Source organism: Clostridium thermosuccinogenes (assembly GCF_002896855.1).
Lineage (GTDB): Bacteria > Bacillota > Clostridia > Acetivibrionales > DSM-5807 > Pseudoclostridium > Pseudoclostridium thermosuccinogenes.
The window spans coordinates 334,043-358,993 of record NZ_CP021850.1; the positions used below are offsets into that span (position 1 = coordinate 334,043).

General features: G+C 37.6%; 21 protein-coding genes and 2 pseudogenes. 12 read left to right on the forward strand and 11 right to left on the reverse strand.

Annotated elements, in window-relative coordinates:
• Window positions 1-6 precede the first annotated feature (6 nt).
• Window positions 7-1,035: a CHC2 zinc finger domain-containing protein gene (locus tag CDO33_RS01505; RefSeq protein WP_103081768.1), complete on the forward strand. Its 1,029-nt coding sequence runs from the start codon at window positions 7-9 to the stop codon at window positions 1,033-1,035.
• Between the two features lie 2 nt (window positions 1,036-1,037).
• Window positions 1,038-1,745 carry a hypothetical protein gene (locus tag CDO33_RS01510; protein ID WP_103081769.1) on the forward strand — a complete coding sequence of 236 codons (708 nt, stop codon included), beginning with the start codon at window positions 1,038-1,040 and terminating at the stop codon, window positions 1,743-1,745.
• On the opposite strand, the gene tnpC (CDO33_RS01515) is transcribed toward CDO33_RS01510, so the two are convergent.
• From tnpC (CDO33_RS01515) to tnpA (CDO33_RS01525), 3 genes are all read right to left on the reverse strand, one after another.
• A complete protein-coding gene (gene tnpC, locus CDO33_RS01515) occupies window positions 1,728-3,311 on the reverse strand; it encodes an IS66 family transposase (protein ID WP_103083333.1) in 1,584 nt (527 codons plus the stop codon). The genes CDO33_RS01510 and tnpC (CDO33_RS01515) overlap by 18 nt on opposite strands.
• A gap of 76 nt (window positions 3,312-3,387) precedes the next feature.
• The gene (tnpB, locus tag CDO33_RS01520; protein ID WP_103083353.1) at window positions 3,388-3,744 is read right to left on the reverse strand and encodes an IS66 family insertion sequence element accessory protein TnpB; all 357 of its coding nucleotides are present in this window, start codon (window positions 3,742-3,744) and stop codon (window positions 3,388-3,390) included.
• Window positions 3,738-4,085 (reverse strand): IS66 family insertion sequence element accessory protein TnpA, encoded by a 348-nt coding sequence (gene tnpA / locus CDO33_RS01525; protein ID WP_103083352.1) that lies wholly within the window; start codon window positions 4,083-4,085, stop codon window positions 3,738-3,740. Before tnpA (CDO33_RS01525) ends, tnpB (CDO33_RS01520) begins: the two co-directional genes overlap by 7 nt.
• Before the next feature lie 263 nt (window positions 4,086-4,348).
• Between tnpA (CDO33_RS01525) and CDO33_RS01530 the strand changes: the two genes are divergently transcribed.
• The 5 genes from CDO33_RS01530 to CDO33_RS01550 all read left to right on the forward strand — a co-directional run bounded on the left by CDO33_RS01530 (window position 4,349) and on the right by CDO33_RS01550 (window position 10,920).
• Window positions 4,349-4,729, forward strand: coding sequence for an RNA-directed DNA polymerase (locus CDO33_RS01530; RefSeq protein WP_161496631.1), 381 nt, complete (start codon window positions 4,349-4,351; stop codon window positions 4,727-4,729).
• 113 nt (window positions 4,730-4,842) lie between these two features.
• Window positions 4,843-6,054, forward strand: a complete 1,212-nt coding sequence (locus CDO33_RS01535) for an IS256 family transposase (protein ID WP_192875030.1) — start codon at window positions 4,843-4,845, stop codon at window positions 6,052-6,054.
• Between the two features lie 151 nt (window positions 6,055-6,205).
• Window positions 6,206-8,524, forward strand: coding sequence for a hypothetical protein (locus tag CDO33_RS01540; RefSeq protein WP_103102756.1), 2,319 nt, complete (start codon window positions 6,206-6,208; stop codon window positions 8,522-8,524).
• Window positions 8,521-9,432, forward strand: a complete 912-nt coding sequence (locus CDO33_RS01545) for a carbon-nitrogen hydrolase family protein (protein ID WP_103083273.1) — start codon at window positions 8,521-8,523, stop codon at window positions 9,430-9,432. The genes CDO33_RS01540 and CDO33_RS01545 overlap by 4 nt, the downstream gene beginning before the upstream one ends.
• A 261-nt stretch (window positions 9,433-9,693) precedes the next feature.
• Window positions 9,694-10,920, forward strand: coding sequence for an IS256 family transposase (locus tag CDO33_RS01550; protein ID WP_103091167.1), 1,227 nt, complete (start codon window positions 9,694-9,696; stop codon window positions 10,918-10,920).
• A 336-nt stretch (window positions 10,921-11,256) separates the two neighbouring features.
• On the opposite strand, the pseudogene CDO33_RS21160 reads toward CDO33_RS01550, so the two are convergent.
• The 7 genes and pseudogenes from CDO33_RS21160 to tnpA (CDO33_RS01580) form a co-directional block, all read right to left on the reverse strand.
• A pseudogene (locus CDO33_RS21160) lies at window positions 11,257-11,588 on the reverse strand (IS3 family transposase); the annotation flags it as partial.
• Window positions 11,589-11,689: 101 nt separating this feature from the next.
• Window positions 11,690-12,415 carry an IS21-like element helper ATPase IstB gene (istB, locus tag CDO33_RS01560; protein WP_103083312.1) on the reverse strand — a complete coding sequence of 242 codons (726 nt, stop codon included), beginning with the start codon at window positions 12,413-12,415 and terminating at the stop codon, window positions 11,690-11,692.
• Window positions 12,409-13,926 (reverse strand): IS21 family transposase, encoded by a 1,518-nt coding sequence (gene istA, locus CDO33_RS01565; RefSeq protein WP_103090591.1) that lies wholly within the window; start codon window positions 13,924-13,926, stop codon window positions 12,409-12,411. The genes istB (CDO33_RS01560) and istA (CDO33_RS01565) overlap by 7 nt, the downstream gene beginning before the upstream one ends.
• A gap of 426 nt (window positions 13,927-14,352) precedes the next feature.
• Window positions 14,353-14,445: pseudogene (locus CDO33_RS21730) on the reverse strand (hypothetical protein); the annotation flags it as partial.
• Between the two features lie 147 nt (window positions 14,446-14,592).
• Entirely contained in the window at window positions 14,593-16,164 is a 1,572-nt protein-coding gene (gene tnpC / locus CDO33_RS01570) for an IS66 family transposase (RefSeq protein ID WP_103089411.1), read from the reverse strand.
• A 77-nt stretch (window positions 16,165-16,241) separates the two neighbouring features.
• Window positions 16,242-16,598 carry an IS66 family insertion sequence element accessory protein TnpB gene (tnpB, locus tag CDO33_RS01575; protein WP_028992631.1) on the reverse strand — a complete coding sequence of 119 codons (357 nt, stop codon included), beginning with the start codon at window positions 16,596-16,598 and terminating at the stop codon, window positions 16,242-16,244.
• On the reverse strand, window positions 16,592-16,912 hold the full coding sequence (tnpA, locus tag CDO33_RS01580) for an IS66 family insertion sequence element accessory protein TnpA (protein ID WP_028992632.1): 321 nt from the start codon (window positions 16,910-16,912) through the stop codon (window positions 16,592-16,594). The genes tnpB (CDO33_RS01575) and tnpA (CDO33_RS01580) overlap by 7 nt, the downstream gene beginning before the upstream one ends.
• Before the next feature lie 1,323 nt (window positions 16,913-18,235).
• Between tnpA (CDO33_RS01580) and istA (CDO33_RS01590) the strand changes: the two genes are divergently transcribed.
• The gene (istA, locus tag CDO33_RS01590) at window positions 18,236-19,462 is read left to right on the forward strand and encodes an IS21 family transposase (protein ID WP_103083311.1); all 1,227 of its coding nucleotides are present in this window, start codon (window positions 18,236-18,238) and stop codon (window positions 19,460-19,462) included.
• Window positions 19,455-20,273: an IS21-like element helper ATPase IstB gene (gene istB, locus CDO33_RS01595; protein ID WP_103083310.1), complete on the forward strand. Its 819-nt coding sequence runs from the start codon at window positions 19,455-19,457 to the stop codon at window positions 20,271-20,273. Before istA (CDO33_RS01590) ends, istB (CDO33_RS01595) begins: the two co-directional genes overlap by 8 nt.
• Window positions 20,274-20,568: 295 nt before the next feature.
• Here the strand turns inward: istB (CDO33_RS01595) and CDO33_RS01600 are convergent, their stop codons facing one another.
• Window positions 20,569-21,867: an IS30 family transposase gene (locus CDO33_RS01600; protein WP_103083328.1), complete on the reverse strand. Its 1,299-nt coding sequence runs from the start codon at window positions 21,865-21,867 to the stop codon at window positions 20,569-20,571.
• Window positions 21,868-22,598: 731 nt separating this feature from the next.
• On the opposite strand from CDO33_RS01600, the gene CDO33_RS01605 reads away from it, so the two are divergent.
• From CDO33_RS01605 to CDO33_RS01615, 3 genes are read left to right on the forward strand one after another with little or no spacing between them, the layout of a single operon-like run.
• The gene (locus CDO33_RS01605; protein ID WP_161496625.1) at window positions 22,599-22,874 is read left to right on the forward strand and encodes a PqqD family peptide modification chaperone; all 276 of its coding nucleotides are present in this window, start codon (window positions 22,599-22,601) and stop codon (window positions 22,872-22,874) included.
• Window positions 22,864-23,883: a radical SAM/SPASM domain-containing protein gene (locus CDO33_RS01610; RefSeq protein ID WP_103083293.1), complete on the forward strand. Its 1,020-nt coding sequence runs from the start codon at window positions 22,864-22,866 to the stop codon at window positions 23,881-23,883. The genes CDO33_RS01605 and CDO33_RS01610 overlap by 11 nt, the downstream gene beginning before the upstream one ends.
• A complete protein-coding gene (locus tag CDO33_RS01615; RefSeq protein WP_161496624.1) occupies window positions 23,880-24,941 on the forward strand; it encodes a radical SAM/SPASM domain-containing protein in 1,062 nt (353 codons plus the stop codon). The genes CDO33_RS01610 and CDO33_RS01615 overlap by 4 nt, the downstream gene beginning before the upstream one ends.
• The last annotated feature ends 10 nt before the right edge of the window (window positions 24,942-24,951 follow it).

The following is a 24,951-nucleotide window of genomic DNA, read 5'->3' on the forward strand; positions in this document are numbered from 1 at the left end:
GGTAAAATGTATAATCTTGAAGAACTAAAAAGTATTCCAGTGGTGGAAGTTGCAGAAAAACTGGGGATAAATGTTAAGAAAAACAAAGCTATGTGCTTTAATAATCATGATAAAAAAACTCCTAGTCTAAGTTTTAATACCAGAAAGAACTATTGGCACTGTTTTGGATGTAATGAAGGTGGTAATTCAATTCAACTTGTACAAAAAGTATTTGCATGTGATTTTATTGATGCTTGCTATTGGCTATCAAAGGAATTTAATATACCGTTTGGTTCAGAAAAAAATAAAAAATTAATACTAAAGACGAAAAAACTCGTTCAAAGACATAAAAGTATAGCTGAAAAAGATAACATAAATAAGCCTGATATTGAAGTATATGAATGGCTTGTAAATTCTTGTTCTCTAGGTACGCGTGCTTACAAATACCTTATGAATGAAAGGAAATTTAACAATGAAGTTATTCAACACTTTAATATTAAATCCATAGAAAACCCTACTAATGTGTTTCTTAATGCAAAATCAGTATGGGGAATTGATAGACTTTTAAAATGTGGTCTTGCAAAAATATCTGATAAAGATATTCCGGTATTTATTTGGACAAGTTCAGTTATTTTATTTCCGTTTTATAACTTAGATAACAGAATTGAATACCTCCAAGGAAGACAAGTAGGTGATAGAGAGCCTAAATATATTAACCTAAATGGTATCAATACACACATTTATAACTTTAATGTACTGAATCAGATTGGTAAGAATGATTTTATATATATATGCGAGGGTATTCCAGATGTCCTTTCTGCTTATCAAATGGGTATACATGCAGTTGGTATTTTGGGCGCAAATAACTTTAATGAAGAATGGGCGAATTATTTTACTGATTATAAAATTAGGATAATTCCTGATTCTGATATAAGTGGCAATGAATTTGCAATTGTTGTAGAGAAAGCTTTTCGAAAAATCGGAAAACCTGTTCAAATTATAAAGCTTAAGGGTGTAAAGGACCTTACAGAGTATAGAGTAAGTAGGTGTAAGTAATTATGGATGACATTATAAGTCAGATAGTGAATATCGAGAATTTATATTGGGCATGGGAGAAAGCTAAGGAAGCATACAATCAGAGTGATATCTTATATGATGAAATTGAAGTAGCTGCATTTGAAACAAATTTATCTAAGGAACTTAAAAGAATTCAAAATGATATTTTGAGTAAAAGATACAAACTATCACCAATAAAGCCAGTTGCCCACCCAAAATCTAAGAAAGACAACACTCCAAGAACGAGGCAGGCTTTTTGGATTTCTGTTCGTGATCAGGTAACATGGATAGCAGTAGTCAATATAATTGGTCCGCATTTAGATCGCGTGATGCCATTTTGGAGTTTTGGTAATAGGTTATATGTATCCGTGTTTCCTAAAAAAGGAGAAAATAATGAAAAAATAAAATGGAGTTTTGGGCCTTATAGGCATACGTCAAAGCATATCTATAGAAAATGGAAACAGAGTTGGCCGTTTTATAGAAGATGCATTTCAATTGTGACAAAGAAAATGACACATGTTAAAGTTAGCGATGGTTCAAATATAATACCTAATGATAATTTATTTGATGAAAAAGAACTTGAAGTTATAGAAAATAATAATGCCCTACCTTCACACTTAAAAGTAAAATATCTTGAGAATGAATATTGGTCAGAAGATTTAAGCAGAGAAATATACTGTAAGCGCTTAATTTTAGGGTGCCTTGTATGAATCATTACGGCACCAGGAGGGTAGTTCAGGTGACCACGGTAGATAAGGTGTCAGAGATTCATGCGTCAATTCCTTTAAGCTTGGTAAATTTGTCAGTAGATGCACCAAATACATATATGGATTAAGTTGATTTGCTTTGGCAGTTTCTATCATGCTGTAGACAATAGCACTGGCCTTGGCTCCGCGAGTTGTGTCGGCAAACAGCCAGTTCTTCCTGCCTGTGACATACGGACGAATGGCATTTTCGGCTCGATTGTTGGAAAGCTCGATTCGTCCATCCAACAGGAAACGATTCAATGATTCCTTTTGATTCAATGCATATGTGATCGCTTTCCCCAGATTGGAGTTTGGCAGCGGATTTAGTTGTTGCACCCATTCCCAGAACTCATCAAGAAGGGGTTTCATATTTTTAAGTCGTTCTTCATACCGCCTTTCAGCGGATAGTTCCTCCCATTTCTTGTCCATGGCAAACAGACGGTTACAATAATCATATCCGATAGCCGCCTTGGAAGTCTTAGTGTCAGCCCCCTGGGGAATTGCTTCTTCGAATTTGCGTTGTAAATGAGCCCAACATCCACAATGTATAACATCAGGCACTGCATTGTAGCCACTATAGCCATCTGTCTGAAGGTAACCCGAAAAACCCTCAAGAAATCTTCGGGCATGCTGGCCGGATCGTGTCGGTTGGTATTCAAATAAAACAGCCGGGGTTGGACTTCGCCCGGAAGTGTAGACCCACATCCGCGATTCTGTCGTTGCTTTCCGTCCCGGTTCTTTTAATACCTGCAGTACAGTTTCGTCTGCATGAATCAGGGGTTCGGAAATCAAGTGCTTATGAATGGCATTGTACATTGGTTCAAGCCATTCATGGCTTGGACGTATGATCCAGTTTGCCAGGGTGGCTCTGGAAAGTGTCACCCCCTGATTTGCCCAGTCTTTCTCCTGCCGGTATAAAGGCATTCCGTTGGCATATTTCTGATACATAACATAAGCAACTGTTGAGGCAGAAGCAAGGCTGCGTTTCATGACCGGGGCTGGAACCGGCGCTTTGACAATGTTGGCATCTCCGGTTTCCTTCTCGCAGACGGTACACACATAATTAAAACGAATGTATCTCAATACTCTTACTTGGGCAGGGATAATCTCAAGTTCATCCCTGACATGCTCCTTGCCCAGATATCTAAGGTCAGCCTGGCAAATACCGCAAGAGCGCTTGTCCTCGTCAAGGTCACAAACAACCTCCACTACAGGAACTGTCTGTGCCAGTTCTTCCTTTGTTCTTTTAGGTTTTCTGGTATGGGCAGCCACAATTGTCTGTACGGTAGGTTCTTCTGCTTTGTTGTTCGCTTCGACCTCTGCTTCGTTGAAAAGTGAGATTTGATCGTTGTCTTCTCCTAAAACATAACGACGCTTTTCGCTGGATTGGCCGTATAGAGCTTTTTGGGATTTGATAAGAAGCTCTGTAAGCTGGTTGATACGGATTTGCTGGTTTTCCACTATTTTTTCCAGAGTGGAAACATATTCAATTTGTTCTGGCGTAAGCCCTGTAAAATTTATCTTTTGCATAAGATAATTGTACCATATTTCACCTGAAAAATCCAGCTTAAATGCTGTAAAATCAATACTTTTACGCACTTTTTTATCAGTAGATTTCGCCTGTTCTTGCTTTTCGTATTGCTTTGGGTTGATCTATCGTCAGACCCTCCATCAGCCACCGGAATTCCTGCTGGGTAAGCCGTCTTGCTTGCTCCGGTGTACGGGGCCATTTAAAGTTCCCATTCTCAAGACGCTTATATAGCAGTACAAAACCGTCTCCTTCCCAGAAGAGAGCTTTGAGACGATCACGACGTCTCCCACAGAAGAGGAACAGGCTCGGAGAAAAGGGATCCATGCCAAATGTCTCTTTGATAATAGCCGCTAATCCATCAATTGACTTTCTCATGTCTGAGTACCCGCAGACAATGTAGATATCTTCTGCCCTTGTAATATCGCCTAACATATGCTTTTCAATGCCGACAGAACTGCCTCGATGGTTTCTCTGGAAGTTCCGTCATGTATATCAACACAAAAAGAAGGCAAGTGGATTGTGACTGCTGCAGATACCTTTGTCTGGTGAAATGGTACTGGGACAATTTCTTGTTCCGGTTTCTGAGGTACAAGTGATCCGGTCTCACACGCCAAGGTGCGGATTCTTCGCAGCCAGTAGTAGTACGATTTAATTTTTACATTGTTCTGGCTGCACCAACTGACAACTGTCATTCCACTGGTTTGGCAGGCTTGGATAATCTTGCTCCACTGCTTGAGTCGGAATTCAGTTTTGGCATTTGTGATTTTATCCATATTGAGATAGCCTCCTTAGAGATTCTAGACTTTTTAGTCAGAGTCGAAAAACTCGAAAAAGTCTAAAGACTTTTGGATGGATTATCTCATATGGACGGATAAACTTCTATGCGCACTTATATTAAGCGCTTACAATATACTGGGCAAGTATTGACCTAAAGGAGTTTTATCCAAATACAAATATTGGTGTTATTATTAACAATTTTAAGAAGTATTTCCCCCAAAACAAACTCACAACAGAATTAATAAGTTTATTTAAGACTTTGTTAGTATTCCCAATTGATAAATCAGGTTGGACTAAAGAAGAACTGGATATTGTAAAAATTGGTAATGAAAAAACCTGTAAAGGAATTCCAACAGGTCTTTTCGTCGCAGGATTTCTCGCTAATTTAGCACTTTTAGATATAGATAATAGAATAAATAATTTACTCAATAATGATAGAAGAATTGCTCATTTTAGGTTTGTAGATGATCATGTGTTTATAGCTGATAGTTATGATAAGCTAAAAGCCTGGATCAAACAATTTGAAGATTTACTAAATGAAAGTAGAATAGGTGTTGATATTAATTACGATAAAATTGAGCCTGAGCAATTAAGAAATTTTGTTATAGTCTTATGTAGTGGTGTAAAATCGGCAGCGTAATTCCGGTGGTAAATATTGTCCTTTGACAAACGAGCCACGATATGGCATCTACTTTATTAGGTCTCACAAATCAATAAGGTAGAGGAGGTCATATCGTGGCTACAAAAGATATAATGCCATTAATCGAAGAAATTTTCAAGGTTTATGGAGATGTAAAAAATGGAGATTTTATGCGTGAGACCATGGCATTCATCCTACAAAAGCTGATGGAGGCTGAAGTAACGGCAAAAATCGGCGCTCAAAAGTATGAGCGTACCGATGAACGGAACAACCATCGCAACGGTACCCGTACCAGACCCTACGAGACCCGTCTGGGAACAATTGAACTAAAAATACCGAAGCTGCGTGAGGGAAGCTATTTCCCAAGTTTCTTGGAGCCTCGCCGCATGTGGGAAAAAGCACTGGTCAATGTAATTCAAGAGGCCTATGTCCATGGGGTCAGCACTCGCAAGGTGGATGAACTGGTTCAAGCGCTTGGGATGGAAGGGATTGATAAGAGCGCCGTATCCCGTATCAGTCAGGAGCTGGACGAACATGTCCAAGGGTTTGTTCACCGCCCTTTGACATTACAATACCCATATTTACGGCTAGATGCAACCTTTCCAAAGGTCCGTGAAGGCGGGCATGTAGAAAACATGGCACTGGTGGTTGCAGTAGGTGTGAATGAAAATGGGGAACGAGAAATACTGGGCTTTGATATAGGTATGGCAGAGAGTGGTCCTTTTTGGACAGACTTTTTACGCCGTTTGGTAAGCCGAGGCCTAAGAGGAGTGAAACTGGTCATCAGTGACGCCCATGAAGGCCTGAAAGGGGCAATAAACGAAGTATTAAGCGGTTGTGCATGGCAGCGGTGTCGGGTGCATTTTATGCGTAATGTATTATGCCAGGTACCTCGCAAACAACAAGGAATGGTATCGGCCATTGTTAGGACTATTTTTGCTGCACCTGATCAGAAGGCTGCAAAAGAACAACTATACACGGTTGTTTCCCAGTTGAAGGACCGATTCCCCAAGGCAATGGAAATCCTGGAGAATGGGTGCGAGAATGTGCTGCAGTACATGGCCTTTCCATCGGAGCATTGGGCACAGATCCATTCGACAAACCCGTTGGAACGGTTAAACAGAGAGATACGGCGAAGGACAGATGTTGTGAGCATATTTCCAAACCGCCCGTCGGTACTACGACTGGTAGGGACATTACTCATTGAGCAGCATGAGGAGTGGCAGATTGGCCGTAGATATTTCAGCAAGGAATCAATGAACAAGGTAGTAAATCCAGCGCTTGCTCCCTATACTCTGTCGTCGACATCACTGCTGCACAAATAAAATGCTTGCTTTTTTAGCTGATTCCTGAGGTGGTTTTCCTATACGGACTTCCGCATAGGCAGCGTCCGCCATGCTATAATGGAAAATTACGGGGGATGTGGTAAACTTAAGCTTGCTTCTTCCCTTCATCCCTCGGCACTAAAAACAGGGCATGGCGGAATGTGGTTGTCAAGGAAAAGCCTGTTTTTGGCCCTTGACAACCACATTAGCGATAATATCAGAGACCAAAGTAGATGCTAATTTACACCACTTGACAAGACGCTATCGAAATTTTTATAAAAATAAGAACGCTAAAACCTCTCAAGAACTTGACCGCTTAGCTCATGATAGTACTAAACTAGATCCTGACTATCCTGCGCCACTAATGACACAAACCTTAGCAAAAATATCAAATATTGTAAGAATTGATTTTGATCTGATAGAAGAGGTTGAAAGGAAGCAAATAATATCAGATATTGAGCATTTGCTAGTTACTGATTTCCCTGATGAAGAGTTAAGACGAGATACTCGTATTTCTTTTGCAGCTACTATGCTGTCAAAATTAGTACCCAAAAACCATGTTGATATTACTGAAATATATGAAATTGATAAGAGAAAAAGTTGTAAGATAAATGAACTAGAGTATAAGCAGAAAGAAATAAATAAATATAGAGATAACTCTGATCAATACACAATAATAGAGAAACAAATAGAGAAGCTAAACTTTGAAATTAAAGAACTTAATGATAGTTTAGAAAGAATTAAGAATGAACTAATGAAAAAAGAACTTATTTCCTTTAAGCATTCTTTTAGGTTAATGCTGAAAGCATTAAGAGATAATCATGAAAAACCCAAATTATGGGTACGTGCAATTGAATTTTGTCAAAGATCTGGAATTAATGAAATTGATTCTATATGGGAAATTGTCGACGATTTGTTAAAAGCAAATTCTATAAACAAGTTATCTGCAGGATTTATCTACTCACTTATTTTAAAAACACTTTCAGATCAAATAATATTAGCTTTTAAAGAGGTAAGTGAATTGAAAGGAAGTCCTATTACCTATGAACGTTCAAAAAAATTCTTAAATTATTTAATAAGTAAAGAATTCGTTACATCCAAAGCAACTTTAATAAAGAATTATACCAAACCCTATGAGATGGGATGCCTTAATCTTTTTATGTTTACATGCTCTGTTATAGCATATTATTTAAAAGAAGAACCGACTTGTGATTTATATGAATATTTTGATAAAACTAGAAATAGCATTTTTGATAAAAATAACGATGGCGCTTGTTTAGTTAGTAAAGATGAATATTCATTTATTAATATGATATGGTGGATTCTATGTAAAATAACTGAGAAGTCTTCTATAGAACCACCAAAAATGTGGTATGATGTTGTGAAGTATTTATGTCACAATAAAGAACTCATTGATTCACCAACAGGTATGTCGATAATATCCTTGTATCCTAAAAATTTGCCTGCTGAAATTATTGATTATCTGTTTTCAAGTAAAAAGATGAACAATTATTTGAAACATGAGGGATGGCTTTTTGATATTCTTGTGAGTTTAAAAGACAAACAGATTAATTATAATGGATTAATGCAAAATAAAATGGTTCGTAAAATTAGTAAAATATTAAACTTTACTGATAATGAATATGTTACTTTATATGAATGGACAGAATGGGCAAATAAATTTGAGAAGAACTCAGTGGCTTATGATCCCAGATTATCAGAATGGACTGCATTGGAAATTGTTAAAAGGGTTGCAAAAATACACAATTCTGTTGTGCATAATATTGAACTTCTTCATAATAGTCAATTATTTGAGGATGTAAATGAACGATATTATAGTGTTCATCCATCCAATTATATTTTGCCAAAAGAATGGATAGAGTGCCGAAGTAATATGAGTTGGGAAGATTGGAAGAATGCCATTGATATACATCGAAATAATAAAACGGTTAAGCTAAGAAAACTCAAAGAAGTAATTTATGACTACAGATATACTCCAGTCATTCTTGATCCTTATTCATATGAGAATCGTGAATTATCTGTTATTCATGGTCTTGGAATTTTACTTATTGGATTATTATCAAAAAGTTTTAGTTTTCCAGCTATTTATAATCCAATTGGTATGCAAAAAGTTTGGACTTCAGTTTTGAAAGCGAAACTTGAATACTATCCAATATCTTCACGAACTTTAGGCATCATATATGGATGCTTATCTAAAAGAAACATCGAAACTAAATTTTTATCTATCTATCAACATGAACTGGTACCAGATGATGATACAATTTTTGATCCTCCACATATTTTTTCAATTTCAGACTTTATACAAAATATAGAAAAGGCTCAAAAGATTCTTGAGAGCTACCAATTAACAGTACAGGAGTATAGCCCAAGACAGCTGATACCTGTAAGCTTAATTCAGTTAACAAGGGATTACAATCCATATAAGCAAATAGAGGATGGTATAGAATGAGCATAAATAAGGATTTACGGGAATATTTGAGAATTGGTTTTATACAAACAGTAGTTGACGGTGAGTATGCGTGGTATAAACCATATCCATCAATTAATATGAAACCAATGGCACAATTAAAAGTATGGCAAGAAATAAAAAAAGGGTTTTGTAATTTAAACGATAATCAAACAAAACCTCATATTATTATTTTACCAGAGTTATCGGTTCCGAATTGGTGTATTATTCATTTAAAAAAATTGAGTATGACTATAGGTTCTGTAGTAATTGCAGGACTAGATTTCCAAAAAAATGCTTATAATAAAATCAGTAACAAAGCCATTGTTATCGTACCTAATAATTGGCCTAATATTCGTAAATCTACAAGTACATCAAGTTTTTATTTCGGAAAAACTCACTTCTCAAACGAGGAATTTGATTTATTTGAGAAGCTGAATGATTATGAAAAGCCTTTGCATGCCTATTCACCTTTATCAGAGCCTGTGAACTATATAATCGATGCTGGACCATTTGGAAATATTGGAGTGGCTATATGTTCTGATTTTTTTGATATAGAAAGGTTTGTAATTTATAAAGGGAAAATACATCACATGATTGTAATTTCTCACAATATGGATACAAATTCTTACTACTTTTTGGCTGAAGCAATATCAAGGCTAGTATTCTGTAATGTGGTAATTTGCAATACTGGCTATTATGGAGATTCTATAGCTTTTTCGCCATATAAAGAGTCATATAAACGGATTATTTACCGCCATGAGGGTCAGCAATTATTTTCTACGCAGGTAGTATCTTTACCAGTAGCTTTATTAGACCAAGCTCAATGTAATCCCAGAAAACTTCCAAAAGACCATAATGGTAAAAACATTTTTAAGTCTGCACCTCCAGGTTATATAAGACATATTTAAGTGTTAATGCTACTCTAAAATTGTACCATATACCGGTAAAAAAATAGGCTACCTTAATCTAATATTCTGTATGATTATGTTGATCAAACATTTCGTACAGGAGGAAAGATATGATTAAGATGGCAGAATTAGAGGTTATCGAGACGGGGTGCAGACGATATTTTGGACAGCTTAAACTGCTGATTCAAGGGAGAGTGTAAGTAATTTTGTGTAAACCTCCAAGGTGATATAAAATAATAATATCAAACTGGAGGTTTTACTATGCCCAAAAAGAAGCTACCCAATGAACTCCTGGATCAGCTTATCAAGGAGTACAATATCAAAGATACTGATGACATTAAGAACATGCTGAAAGACCTTATGGGAAGCACCATTCAGAGGATACTCAACAGTGAACTGGATGAAGAATTAGGTTATGAAAAGTATGATGTCCAAAACAAAGAAACCGACAATTCACGGAATGGATACAGTAAAAAGACTGTTCGTTCTGAATACGGCGAAATAGAGCTTGATATACCAAGAGATCGTAACGGTGAATTTGAACCGCAAATAGTGAAGAAGAATCAAACTGAAATCAAGGGTATCGAAGGCCAGATTATCTCTATGTATGCCAAAGGAATGAGCAACAGAGATATTGAGACCCATCTACAAGAATTATACGGCATCGAAGTTTCACCAACACTAATATCAAGAATAACAGATAGAATTTTACCTGAAATCAAAGAATGGCAAAGCCGTATGCTTAAGAGTGTCTACCCGATAGTGTTTATGGATGCAATCTACTACTCTGTTCGCAAAGACGGGATTGTCGTAAAGAAAGCTGTGTATATAGCTATCGGAATAGATTTGGAAGGACAGAAAGATATCCTCGGCATGTGGATTGGAGAAGCAGAAAGCAGCAAATTCTGGCTTTCCATAATGAACGAAATTAAGAACAGAGGTGTCAGAGATATTCTTATCGCCTCAGTTGATGGGTTAAATGGTTTTTCCGAAGCTATTAAGGCAGTTTTTCCTATGACTGAAATACAAAGGTGTATAGTTCATCAGATAAGAAACTCAACAAAATTTGTTTCGTACAAGGATTTGAAGTCATTCACAGCCGATTTAAAGCCGATATACAAAGCTGCAACTGAAGCTTTGGCACTGCAGGAGTTAGATGCATTTGAATCAAAATGGGGAACTAAATATCCTAATGCTGTTCGATCCTGGAGGAATAATTGGGAAGAGCTAAGTGTATTTTTTAAATATCCTCCGGAAATAAGGAAAATTATTTATACTACCAATGCAATTGAAAACTTCAATCGACAACTTCGGAAAGTTACAAAGACAAAGTCAGCATATCCGTCTGATGATGCTCTTATTAAGTCCCTTTACCTGGCTGTACGAGATATTACCAAAAAATGGTCAGGACGGATTCAAGGTTGGGGCACTATTCTTAATCAGCTTATGATCTACTTTGAAGGACGTATATCAGAAAAAGATATATAAATCAACAGGCATTTATTCCACGATCCTCTTGACAATGAGCCTCTGCAGGCATGTTAAAAGGCATCTGCCGGCACCAGCCATTCTGAACAAGGGAGTGATCCTCTACAGTGTGGATGATGCCTGGCATATAGCCTAACATGCTGCTTTACTCATTATCAAGAGGCTTTCGCGGCATAAACGCCTTTTCAGGATTTCGTAGTTTAATCGAAATTCTCAAATATGTATTGACTATGATGTAAACGAATGATAGAGTTAAAAACAACTGGGATACAAAAAAATCAGGTATCCCAGCGCTAAAAAATATATTAACCTTGAGTTTACACAAAATTTATGACACTACCATTCAAGGCTTCGTCGGTATTCCAATGGACTCATGTTACCAAGTGATATTTTAATTCTTGATTCGTTGTGCCAGCTAATATACTCATTGAGTTTTTCTATGAACTACTCTATTGTTACTCCTAACCAACTACGGTTGTAAAACATTTAGTTTTTCAATCGTCCGAAAAGCCCTCACAGGCTGAATTGTTTGGAGAACAACCTTTCCTTGACATAGATCGTACAAGACCTGCATTATCCATCCTGAATATCCAACTAGGCCATCGATAGTGACAACTGCGATCTATATGGATTAATGGATGCTCCTTTTTACTAAGTGTACCAATCGCTGTTTTTTGCAAGAGAAAATTCCTCACTTTTGCAAAATTTTTTCCTCAGGCACCGATGTGGAATTTTTATGTTAACCCCAGTAGTTTTATCTGCTAAATTCTCATGTGTTTAATGTTGATTCCCTCAGCCTATTACTTTGGCCAGGAAAGAGCAACAAGTGGCAATGATGAAGTATCCGGTCAATGATAGCTCCTGTCATCTGCTCGTCATAAAACACATTTACCCACCTTGAAAACTCTATGTTGGTGTTAATGATTACCGACTTTCGTTCATAGCACTCAGATATTACTTCAAACAGGAGTTGCGCTCCTATCCGGTCAAGAGGGACATAACCCCACTCATCACAGATCAATAAGTCGGCTTTATTAAGTGCTTTTAAAAAAGCAGATAATGTTCCGGCTTTCTTTTGCTCTGCCAGTTTGTTTACAAGTGCCGATGTCCTAAAAAACCTAACTTCTAAACCTTTCTTACATGCCTCTACTCCTAATGCAATGGAAAGATGGGTCTTGCCAGTACCCACATTGCCATACATAACAATATTGGTCTTGTTTGTGATGAACTCGCATTCTTTAAGGTATTCTGGCGTGATACCACCAGGAAGTGTTACTTCATCGAACCTAAAGCTCTCAAATGTCTTTATGGTATAAAAACCAGCTTTCTTTATCAGCTTATCTTTCCTTACTTTTTCACGATGCGTAATCTCTGCTTGAAGTAGTTTAAGCAAATACTCCTGATGGCTTTCTGCTTGTATTTTGCCCGACATTTCCACGATGTTTTTGCTTAAGCGAAGTCTCTTACAGCAAACAGCAATATCAGATACTAACATCCATCTACACCTGCTTTCTTAAGACTCTCGTCGTAGACCATAAAATTTGGCTCATACCTTTTTAACTGCGGTATATGATCAGGCAGGCGCACCGGTTCAAGCTGCAATACTTTTTCATGTAGCCGGCTGTGTAGATTTATTAAACTGTCTATATCAGCGGCGCCGTAGGATAGTGCAGTGCTTACTGTTTCTACTGCTTTTTCAAAGCTGCTTTTCTGTGTCAGATTGGCAATGGCCTTTAACACCTTTCCCTTATCTTGCTTGCTCAAATCTTCTAAATACTCTTTTACAGGCTGTGGCAGCATTTGATATATGCCTGTGTATTTCAATGCGCCTGGGCATCTCGCCAATTGGTTAAGGTAAGGCAACCACTGCATGCTTTGTTGTTTATGGTCACCGTAAAGCCTATCGTGGCGCACTATCTCACGATAGTTTTCATCAAGCACTATTACCTCAAAGGCAGTTAGCCTAACCAATACATATGTATTTGCATATTTAGGTGCTACAGAATATTCGTGTAAGCCATTGTTAATCAGAAATTTACCATATCCATTTGTCTTTACATTTATGTATTTGCTTGTATCAAAGGCTACTCTGGGTAGTTCCAAAAGGGATGCAGCGTCATCCTTGTATAACTCTTCAATTGTCCTTTCCTTACGGTAATGCTCTCTTTTCGCATCCTCTTCACATTGAAGCAGAAGCTCTTTATTAAATTTGCTGATACTTTCAAACCGTGGTACCGGAACCAGCATATTTCGTCTATGATATCCAACCTTGTTTTCTGCATTACCCTTTTCATGTCCGGCTCCCACATTACAAAAGGCTGCTTCAAAACGGTAATGTTCCATAAACCGCAAGAAGTCATCAGTCAGAGTCCGCTCTCCGTTTTTCATTACCTTGGTAACCATAGTGCTTGCATTATCAAACCATATCCTTGGTGGCACTCCGCCTATGTGTTCAAATATCGTTTTTAAGCCTTCAAACAGACATTCCTGGTTTTCTCCCTTGAAAACTTGGATATATCCTTTATTACTGTATGGAAACGATAAGTTTAAGTATTTACCGCTGTATAACTTACCTTTTTCATAAAAATCGGCATCACCAAAATCTACCTGTGCTTCTCCTGGTATATGTTCTAACGGTAGAAAACCTTTGTTTTTACCAAAGATCTCTTTTTTCTTTACTGCCACATATCCTGCAACAGTTCTGTAGGAGCAGCCAAAGTCATCCTTGTACTTCTCTAACAGCCGCTCATATATTCGTTTTGCTGTGTGTCTTTGTTTACGCCTGGTTCTTTTATCCTCAGAAAGCCAAGCATCAATGTCCGGCTTGTATGGGTCAAGCTTTGGAAATGTAGTTTTTTCCCTTACTTTTGACTGGTCTTTATTCCAGTCATCTTTATCAAGGTATTTCTTTACTGTCTTACGGTCGTAACCAGTTTCTCTGGCTATTTGGCTAATATTTTTCCCTTCCTCAAAATACATTTTTCTGATATCCTTAATTTGGGTCATTGATAGCATCCTCCATTCCTCCTTGTAGCCGTTTTCCCCAACTAACTACAAGGATATTATTCTGGGGTGGTGCCTTCAATGGCCTTTTGCAATTATGTGGAATTTACTATTGCAAAATTGGGGAATTCTTTTTGCAACTTTGTCCAATTATATTATGCAATAAACACCAATCGCATCATCTAGCATGCTGTTGACCAGATGAGCATCTGGCGTTGTGCTGATCTTCCATATAGGAATCATCCCATCAAAGCAGTCAATTATAGTATAGGGGATAAGTACACTTTCCCAGATGGAATAGCAAACTCTGTTACATCAGTAAGCTACTTCTGGTTTGGTGCATCATCATGAAAATCACGCTCAATGACATTGGGAACTGCAGGCGTTATTTCACCCTTGTATGAGCTATACTTATTCTTTCGTTTGACTTTAACTTTTCAACCCACATTTATAGATGGTTTTTCTTACTACCTTTTGTGAAACGCGAGTGCCTTCTCTAACTAATAAAGCGAGGATTCTTCTGTATCCATATCTCTCTTAAGCTTTAGCAAATAGTTCAATTGCTTTAGTGCTTAACTCTATATACTTATCAGGGGAATTCATCTGTTTTTGTTAATAGGTAAGCGTCAAATAGCCCCCACCTTTGATTTAGCAGGGGCATAATATATATTATTTATTGGGCACTTTGCAATGACCCGGAAGATTTGCTGACCATGGCAACAAGGTGTCTAATGCATGTTGATCCTTGATATTTATATTCGGTAGACGTTCAAAGAGATAAGTAAGATATTCAAACGGGTTCAACCCATTCTCTTTTGCCGTCTCCACAATACTGTAAATTGTTGCGCTGGCATTGGCTCCTTTAGGCGTGTTGCTAAACAGCCAATTCTTCCTCCCGATTACAAAAGGCTTTATCGACCGTTCACTTCGGTTGTTATCAATCTCTAGCCTGCCGTCCAGCATAAAGGCCTCCAGCTTGTCCCACTGGTTCCGGCAGTATTGGATTGCTTTTCCTAATGAACTTTTGGGAGTTACTCTTGGACTCCAGTATTTGAGCCATTCCTTGAATTTATCAAGCACTGGTCGGCTGTGTTTCAATCGGCCCTCATATCTTTCTTCCGGTGTAACATCATGAAGCATTTTTTCTATCTCAAACAAGTTATTGCAAAATGCCAAACCTTCTTCTGTTACTGTGGGCTTGTCATCTTTTTTTGGAGGCATGGCTTTTAAGGCGTCGACAAAATAACGCCTTGCATGTGCCCAGCAACCAACCTGGATGATTCCGGGCATGCCACTATAACCATCATACCCATCCGTATGAAGGTAACCTTTGAATCCTTCAAGAAATTTTTTAGGATGTTTGCCAGCCCTGGTAGTTTGGTAGTCATAAAGAATAATCGGAGGCCCTTCCCGGCCGGTCCGGTATAGCCACATGTAGGAGGTTGAATCTGCGGCTCGCCCGGGTTCCTTGAGTACTTGGAGGGTAGTATCATCGGAATGGAGGATGTCCCTTTGCTGCAAGTGTTCCCGCATTCGTTCATATATCGGCCGCAGCCACCTGTCGGAGCTTTGTATCATCCAGTTCGCCATGGTTTGCCTGGATATTTCAATCCCCATCCTCTCCCAGTCCTGCTCTTGACGATAAAGAGGAAGCCCTTTTACAAATTTCTCCGTCATTACATGAGCTATGGCGGATGCCGAAGCCAGGCTTCCAGGAAGTGCCGGCTTTGGCATTGGGGCTGTTACTATCGGTGTAGATATTTCATTCTTCTCGCAATTACGGCAGCCATATACATACTGCACATGTTCCTTTACACGCACCTGAGCCGGAATAATTTCTATTTCCCGCCTTACTTCCTTGCTCATTTCATGCAGTTTGCCGCCACAGCAATCACAAACCTGCTCTTCTTCAGGCAAGCGATACTCTATGGTCTCTACAGGAATGTCTTTAAGCATTTCTTCTCTGTGCCCCTGCTTTTTACGACGTTTATATGTAATTTCCTCTAATGTTGGTTCGGGAACTGCAGGCTTGGCTTCTGATTCCGCCTCGTTGAAAAGATTTAGCTGTTCAGGGACTTCCGTCTTTTCACTTGAACGCCCAAAAAGCTTATGCTGATGCAGCCGGAATTGTTCTTCAAACCATTTGAGTTTTGCTTCAAGCTCGGCTTTTTCCTGCTTCAATATTTCAATTTCTGTTTGGAGTTTTTCTATTGTAACCGTTGATTTCACTGTGTTTTCCATAATTTTATTATATCATTTTTCTACGGTTTTTTCCAGGAAAATGATAAAAAATATAAATATTTTTGTCTTGAAAGTATTCATATTACTGCACTTACTGTCACTTTTTTGTGTGCCTGCTTCTGCTCCAAGGATAGTCCATCCAGCAGCCAACCCAGTTCACGGACACCAACCTTCATTGGAGTGCCGCAACTTTCTTTAGGCCATTGGAATTTGCCTTTTTCAAGCCTCCGGTAATATAGCCAGAAACCATTATGTTCCCATTGGAGGATTTTAAGCTTATCACGTTTTTTATTGCAGAACACAAATAGACAAGACGAGAAGGGGTCTAATGCGAAGCTTTGCTGGACGATGGCAGCCAGGCCATCGATAGACTTACGCATGTCGGTACTTCCACAGGCAAGGTAGACCTTGTCGGTGCCGGCTATGCTCAGCATAATTCCCTCAGCACCATTAGCACATCCAACAGATGCTTCTGGTCAAAGCCTGGTTTGACTTGAACTTCAGCTGGGCCAAATTTGATTTCGATTGATTGGCCTTTGCCTGTATGCTCTTTATGATCTACTTCTACCGGAATCCATTTGGGAGATTCTGATTGTATGATTCCGTTTTGTCTTTCTTTTCTCAACCAGTAGCTTAACTGACGAAGACTTATCCCCGCGGATTTGCAAAATGAAGTTTGCGTCTGTCCGCTGGATTTGTACTCTGCAATTATGGATGCCCATTTTTGATAAAGATCTGCTTTGGTCATAAAGTTATACCTCCAGTATATTTTCTGGAGAGATTATCTCATAAGCCTGTTTGCATTTAAATGTGGGTATTATTTACCGCTTACGTTAATAGCTCCTTCTCGACATCCTTAGTTTTCACAGAAGCAGCAGTGATATTTATCTTTCAGAGCACCGATTATCACTGCCTTTTCTCGGTTCTTGAAAGTTGTCATGTCGGCGCGCGGGTCTTTTTTTAAGACATCAAGTATCTCCTTTATAGAATATCTATTTCTAACTGCATATCCAGTATCTGAGCTTTCAACTGTTCAACCTCTTTTAAGGAGACTGTATCTCCTTGGGGCAATTTCCCACAGGGATTGTTATTGGTATTCATAAGTGCAGTAGTTCCTTTCAGAATGCACTTTTTCCGTCATGTATAGATACTGGCCTTGCTATATCCGATTTACTCTGAAACTAATTTTACATTCTCGCTCAGCTCTAACTTTAGTTTTTGACGGTAAATCACGCTCAGCAATCCAGTTACACAGCCCTCTTCGTGTTGGATAGCCTAAATGTTGAATGACCTTACTTACAGATTTACACTGGTCATAAAGTTGCAATGCTATTTTTCGTTGTTCGTTTGAATACACTTTTTCTACTCCTTTCAGAGTCATTAGTGTCCAGCTTTTTGTCCGCCCCCCTTTCCTCTCTACACATAGCTGATATGTAATCATTGCATACCTTTCTACAATCACTTAACTTACATACACTGCATCTCTTTTGACTACTACATTCACTACATAAGCTGCGTTTTTGACGCTGTTTTCCAAGCATGCAGTCATTGGGGTCAGAGCTATACGCGGATTCGGTAATTCTATGTCTTCGAATTTCCTTAAAAGTGGTTGTTCGATTTTGCCGAGTATCTCAGTGATTGTTTTTAAAAGCAAAACCCTTGTCCAAGCATTTTTCAATTGTATATCTATCCTGCAATTTAAAATGATTTTGATATGTGGAATTATCTTTTTTTATAATAAATTCCCTTTCAGCAGACAGATAATCACATACAAAATATACCAACATTTGCAGGAGTAAAATCAACTTTTTAAATAGAGTTTCTATTTTTATTTAGCAAAATAATTTCACTCTTGAATTAGAAAAGTAATTTCTGTATTCCTTTATGAGAGATTTTGAGTGAAGGTCAATTGAAAAGGTAATTTCCACTTTGCAAAAGTAAATTCCATGGATGTTGTTATCATTGTCACCGTCGGGGTATAATTGACCCATAACGCCGGACAGAAATTGACCCACACCAAACCAAACGGTTACCATAAAAGTGTGTCAAATACTTTTATGGGGGTGACCGTATGATAAGGAGTGGGACAATTAATATGATACACGAAGGTGCACAAAAAGGAAAGAGTGCATATGCCATAGGTAAAGAACTTGGTATATCAAAAAACACGGCAAAAAAGTACATGAACCAGCCTAAAGCTGAGCATGGGCTTAAAGGAAGGACAAAACCATCAAAACTCGATCCTTTTAAACCCGAAATAAATGAAATGATTGAAAATGGGATATTTAACTGCGTTGTGATTTTAGAAAGATTAAAGGATATGGGCTATACCGGCGGTATAACCATTATTAAGGATTATGTAAAGCCGTTCAGACCGGCCAGAAGCGCTCCTGCAGTTCGAAGGTATGAAACACCACCTGGTAAACAGGCTCAGATGGACTGGGGTATTATCCACTACATAGATGAGAGAGGAAATACCCATAAAGCCCCGGTTTTCATAATGATACTGGGCAATTCAAGGTGTAAGTATATTGAGTTTACTAAACGTTGCGACATATACAGCTTATTAAGATGCATAGTAAACGCTTTTGAGTATTACGGTGGTGTACCGGAGGTAGTTCTGACAGATAGAATGAAGACTGTAATAAACGGCAGTGAGGCAGGAAAGCCGATATGGAACAGTAGATTTGAAGATTTTGCCGCAGACATGGGTTTTGTACCGAAGGTATGCCGGGTAAAAAGGCCCCAAACAAAAGGAAAAGTTGAACGCCTAGTGGATTATGTGAAGGATAACTTTCTACCGGGAAGACAGTTTAAGGATCTGCATGATTTAAACTCTCAAGCATTTGAATGGTGTAGGAAGGTAGACAGTAAGATCCACGGGACTACCGGGGAAATACCTCTTGAAGCATTAAACAAAGAACCCCTTCTGCCACTACCAGATAAAGCTGTTCGCGATAAATACAGATGGGAAACAAGAAATGTAACAAGGGACGGATTTGTAAGCTATGACGGTGCCAAATACGGTATACCCTGGCAGTATAGCGGCAGGGAAGTAAGAGTAAGGACATGTGGTGATTTCTTTGAAGCTTACTATGGTGAGGTAAGAATAGCTTGCCACAAAGTAGAGTACGCATCGGGCAAGATAGTGTGGCTTAAGGGCCAATACCAAGGCCTTGCCGAAAGGGGTGGCATAGCGGTTCCCCTTCCCTTCGCCAGGAAGAAAGAAACAGAAACAGTAGAGATACGGTCTTTAAGCGTGTACGATACACTGGTGGGGGTGATATCCAATGGTTGAGCTGGAACATACCCGCAGCCTTCTGTCTGAGCTTGGTTTGAATACGGCCTCCGAGCTTTTGGATGCAAAGCTTGAAGATGCGATGCATAAAAACTCAACCTATCTGTCGTTCTTAAGTGAACTTCTGGAAGCCGAGATTCAAGAGAAAAAACGCCGCAGCGAAGAAACAAGGATTAAGCTGTCCAGGCTTCCGCATAGAAAGACACTGGAAGAGTTTGATTTTGGATTCCAACCCAGCATAGATGTAAGGCAAATCAGAGCGTTATCAACACTTGCTTTTGTGGCAAGGAAGGAGAATGTAATTTTTTTAGGACCACCTGGAGTCGGCAAAACTCACCTTGCAGTGGGAATCGCAATGCAAGCCTTAAAGTCCGGTATGACTGTATATTATGCCAGCCTTGCGCATCTGATATCAGATTTAAAGAAGGCAAATCTGCAAGAAAAACTAGCGCGCAGGTGGCGTGTATATACCCGGCCCGACATACTGATTATAGATGAAGTGGGATATATGCAGCTAGATCGTGCATCAGCGGAATTATTCTTTAGGCTTATATGCGCAAGGTATGAAAACGGCAGTATAATACTAACCAGTAACAAATACTTCGGAGACTGGGGAGAGCTTATGAATGATACAGTAATAGCTACAGCTATGCTCGATAGATTACTGCATCATGCACATATCATAAACATAAGGGGTGAGAGCTATAGACTGAAAAACAGGATAAAAGGCGGTGTCAAAGTAGTACCCCCGGCTGATATCCCGGGATTGGATAATATGGCACGGGGTGTTCAAACAAAAACCGGCGATTGAAGACCGGCGAATGGGTCAATTTTTAACCGGCGATTCGGTCAAAAATATCCCGGCGTTGACATCATTGAGAAAAATAGTAATTCAGCGGGTTTTGGATTAGTTTATTTAGGCAAATTTTTAATGCTTTTCAGTCAATAATAGGTTAAAATATTAGGTAGAGGAACAAAGCCAGCCCTTTTTTGGGTATATCAAACTAGAGGTGTGAAGATTAACTAACTTTTTGCAAGAGTAATTTCCACCCTGTTTGTAAATGCTTATAGAGTTTTGGCTGGTGGTGCCTCTGGTTATTTAATATTTATTTCTTAAGAAGGGATGAATGCAGGGTGACATTATCTGTCGGGATAAGTTCTACATTCATCCTTCTTAATATTTCTTCCCCGTAGAGCAATCCAAAAGCCCAATAAGGGGTTTTATCCCCGAGATTCAGTCGACTGTACGAGTTGATATGGTTCATCATAAGAGTTATGTCCCGCTGAGTAAACTCATCAAGAGAAGTACCCTTTGGGATAATGCGTCTAATCAAAGCATGGTTGTTTTCTGCTGCGCCTTTCTGGTAAGGAGCCAGCGGATTACAGTAGAATACACAGGTTCTGCGTTGCCCATGTGAATCGAATTCAATAGCGGACGGATTCGAGAACTCACTGCCGTTGTCACAAAGTAATACCGGGAACAATTTGCGGAAGGTATCCGGGCCTAGTTCCAGGTAAAGCTGATCAAAGATATCAATGACAGATTGGGAGGTATTAGCATCTCTAATGAATGCGAGCATGAGCTGTGGGACAGTAAAATGCAGTGTCAGCAGGACTTTGCCGCCTATTCTTCCTATTACCGTGTCCATTTCCACTACGGGAAGGTCCGGATGCTCTTGCATAAATTTAAGAAAGTCTTGATAAGTTCGGCCTATTCGGCATTTTTTATCCACTTTGAACTGGTCTTTTCCCTTTTTACGTCTGCCCATACGTACAACTCTTGGCATATCGATATTTTTTGCTGTAAAGATACCCTTGTCCACATAGTTGTAGAGTGTGCGTTCATCGAGCATGATTTCATCAGCATGGTTAATGCATATATGGTGGAGTGACTGGCCTTTAATTAGCAGCGGGCTAATAATGGAATCCAATCTTATCGCTTCTTCTTCAGTGATTTGTAAACCCTGACGGCACTCAGAGCGTACTGTCTCGTATTCTCTTTGTGCATGTGTTGCAGAATAAATCCTCTTCTCTAATGTACAAGACTGTTTGTCTTCACAACCATTACAAACATAGGGCGGCTTCGAAAGCTTGGGACAAATTTCCTGTTGATACTCATGACATAGTGATGAACACATGCGAGACTTGCAAGCGCGACAATAACGGCTACAACGCAAACTGCCGCAAAGATGCTTAACAGGGCAACCAATACGATGTTTACAATCATTGAACACTCTTCCATAACAGCCGGTTTTCCTAAATTGGATATGGTTCTTCACTTCCTTGGATATCGTGGTTGGGTCCTTTCCAAGCTCGCGTGCTATGCTTTTGAATGATTTCCTGCTGATTAACCTTTGTTCAATTATATTTCTTTCTTCCTGACTCAAATGTTTAAAGCCACGCATATATGTACCCCCTTCAGAGGCACCACCATATATATCATAGCTTTTTGAGAGACAATATTCCAGCATTCACAAGAAAATAGGAACAGTGTGATCTTTGCAAAAGTAACTTCCACCTTTCTCATTTCTAGCGATTTGCAAAACTAAATTCCACTGTCTATGAATTTGGGGTGGAAATAACTATTTCAATTAAACGATTTTGAGTGAATAAAATAGTTTTTAAGTAAAATATTGTATTATATTGACAGAAGGTGATTATTAATATATAATATGCATAAAAATGAATAATATGGAAAATACAAATAAGAACTATTAAAAATCTGTGAACAATAGTTAAATTGATGGCGTATAGTATTTAGACGGGTTTAATTGGAGCATGTAGATATATAGTGAATATCTTATCTATATGTATCAAGACATTAGAAAGGGGGAATTGCAATGAAATTCAAGCCTGTAGTTAAGGAAGTAAAGTTATGTCAAACAAGCACTACTATACTTTCACAGAAATCTCATAGGTCTAGTGGCTCGAAGATATGCTAATTTTCTAGGTTATTATAAAGTGTATCTTGAGACCTTTACGTTTTAAAGTAACTCAAGATACACTTATAATAACATCTTAAAATCCATCATCTCTAAGTAGCATTTAAATTTTTTATCATCAAAATATATTGTGAGGAGGTTGTTGATATGTTTCAATATGAAACGTATCAACTTATTGAATTATGACGTATTTATTGAATGAATCTCTATTTATTAGAAAAGAAAATATAGATGGCAATGAAGTATTTTATGTTTTTGTTGGTTCTGACAATAAAATGTATAAATTAAATGAACCAGCATATTATTTTCTAATGTTATTAAAAGAGAACAAAAAAAGACATGAAATTTCAGATTTATTAAAGGAAAAATACGTTGAATCTACAGAGGAAGAAATTGAAAATGAGATAGATAGTTTAGTTAAATATTTTACTGATATTCATATAATATTAGGGGGCAGCAATGAATACTAATAATTATTTTACATCTGTAAAGCAGTTATTATATAAAGGTGAACTCAATAGACTTACTATGCCTATAGAGATTTACTTAGAAGTTACAAATGTATGTGAAATGGGATGTATATACTGTTATAAAACAAATCTGAATAATGGGAAAAGTTTTCTTTCTCTTAAATTGTTGAAAAAGCTATTAATAGAGATAAAAAACGCTGTTAGTACCCCGATTTTATTCGTATTAGAAGGAGGGGAACCTTTATTACATCCCAATTTTGATGAGATAGTTTATTTAATAAAGAAAAATAATCATTGTATTGATATTATAACAAATGGTTTATTACTGGATGATGAAAAAATATGCAGTATGTACGATTATTTTGATATATATAAAGATGAGATTCAAATAAGCTTAGATGGATTATCTCAAGAAAATTATAAAAACAGAAACATACCAGGTGATATAGTAATTGAGAAAATAAAATATTTAAATTCAAAAAAAATAATACCTAGAATTAATTCTGTGATTACAAAGTATAATTGTGATGAAATATTAAGTTTTTTGCGTTTTCTATCTAATGAAGTTGATATCAGTTCAGTAACATTAAGTTCTGTTATAGGTAAGAAAAATATGAACTTGCAAGCACCTTTAGAAAAAAGAAGAAACTTATCAATTAAGTTAAAGGAAGAGAATTTAAACTTTCAAATATATGAAAACTTTTTGCACAAGAATTGTTATTCTATAAAGTGTACAGAAAGATTTGCTGAACATGATGACTATCATAGGAGATGTACTGCTCTTACTGGGAAGATTTCTGTTTCTACAGATGGATATGTATATCCATGTGTTTTCTATGAAAATCATATTAAACCAATTGGTGACCTAAATGAAGATAGTTTAGAAAGAATATGGAACTCTAAGTTAGCAAATGAATTTATAATATGGAAAAATGACATATCTGAGAATTGTACATATTGTAAGCAAAATCTAAACTGTACACAGATATGTGCAGGAGGTATATTTTGAAAATAGACAAAATATTAGAACATTTCAAAATTTTATATAATGAGATAAATGTCAAAACCCCTATTTCAGTATCATATGACATTACGAAGAGATGCAACTTAAATTGCAAACATTGCTACAATAATATATCTGAAGAAGACGACTATTTGGATTCTATTGAAAAAATGAATTTATTGGTTGATAAACTTGCGGAATTGAATATAATAGAGGTCACATTATGTGGGGGAGAACCTTTAATCTCTGATTATATATTGGAAATAGTAAGGAAGTTGAAATCTAGAGATATTGCAATTAGGATAATTACTAATGGAATTATGTTAGATAGCTATATTGAAGATTTTGTCGAACTCCTGGATGATAAAGATGTTATCCAAATCAGTATTGACGAGCCACTGCATATTACTTTAGATCAAAGATATCACTCTCAGAACATTAAAGCGAAAGTCTATAATAATTTGAGTGTTGTTGCTAAAAAACTTGAGAATGTAATAGCTAATATTACGCCTACTAAATTAAACCAATCACATATTGTAGATATAGTTACAGATTGTGCTGATCATAATGCTAAATATATAAGTAGTACGCCATATATCCCTATTAGAGGTGAAAAAGCTGACTTAATAAAGCCGGATTATAGTTATCTTTATTTTGTAGAGAAAAAAATTGTCGAAATTTGCAAAAAAAGAAACATAAATTATCTTGGGGGAATATCTGGACATCCTTGTCAACAGCGCGGGCACATAGAAGTATCTAGTGAATTAAGGACGTGTAAATATAGGAGTTGTGATGCTGCTCGAACAAATATGCATATATCGAGTAATGGAAGTATATTTCCATGTGTTTTCTTTCAAAATGAAGATTTTGTAATTTCCGACATAAGAAATGATTCTAATAAAATATTAAATGATTTTAAAAAGTTTAATTTACTTGAAAATGTTATTTTGCCTGAGAAGTGCCAAAATTGTGATAGGTTAGCCATTTGTAATGGAGGCTGCGTAGGGCTGATATATTCTCGAACTGGTAGCATACTGAATGTTGATCCAAGGTGCGAATATTGATAAATATAAT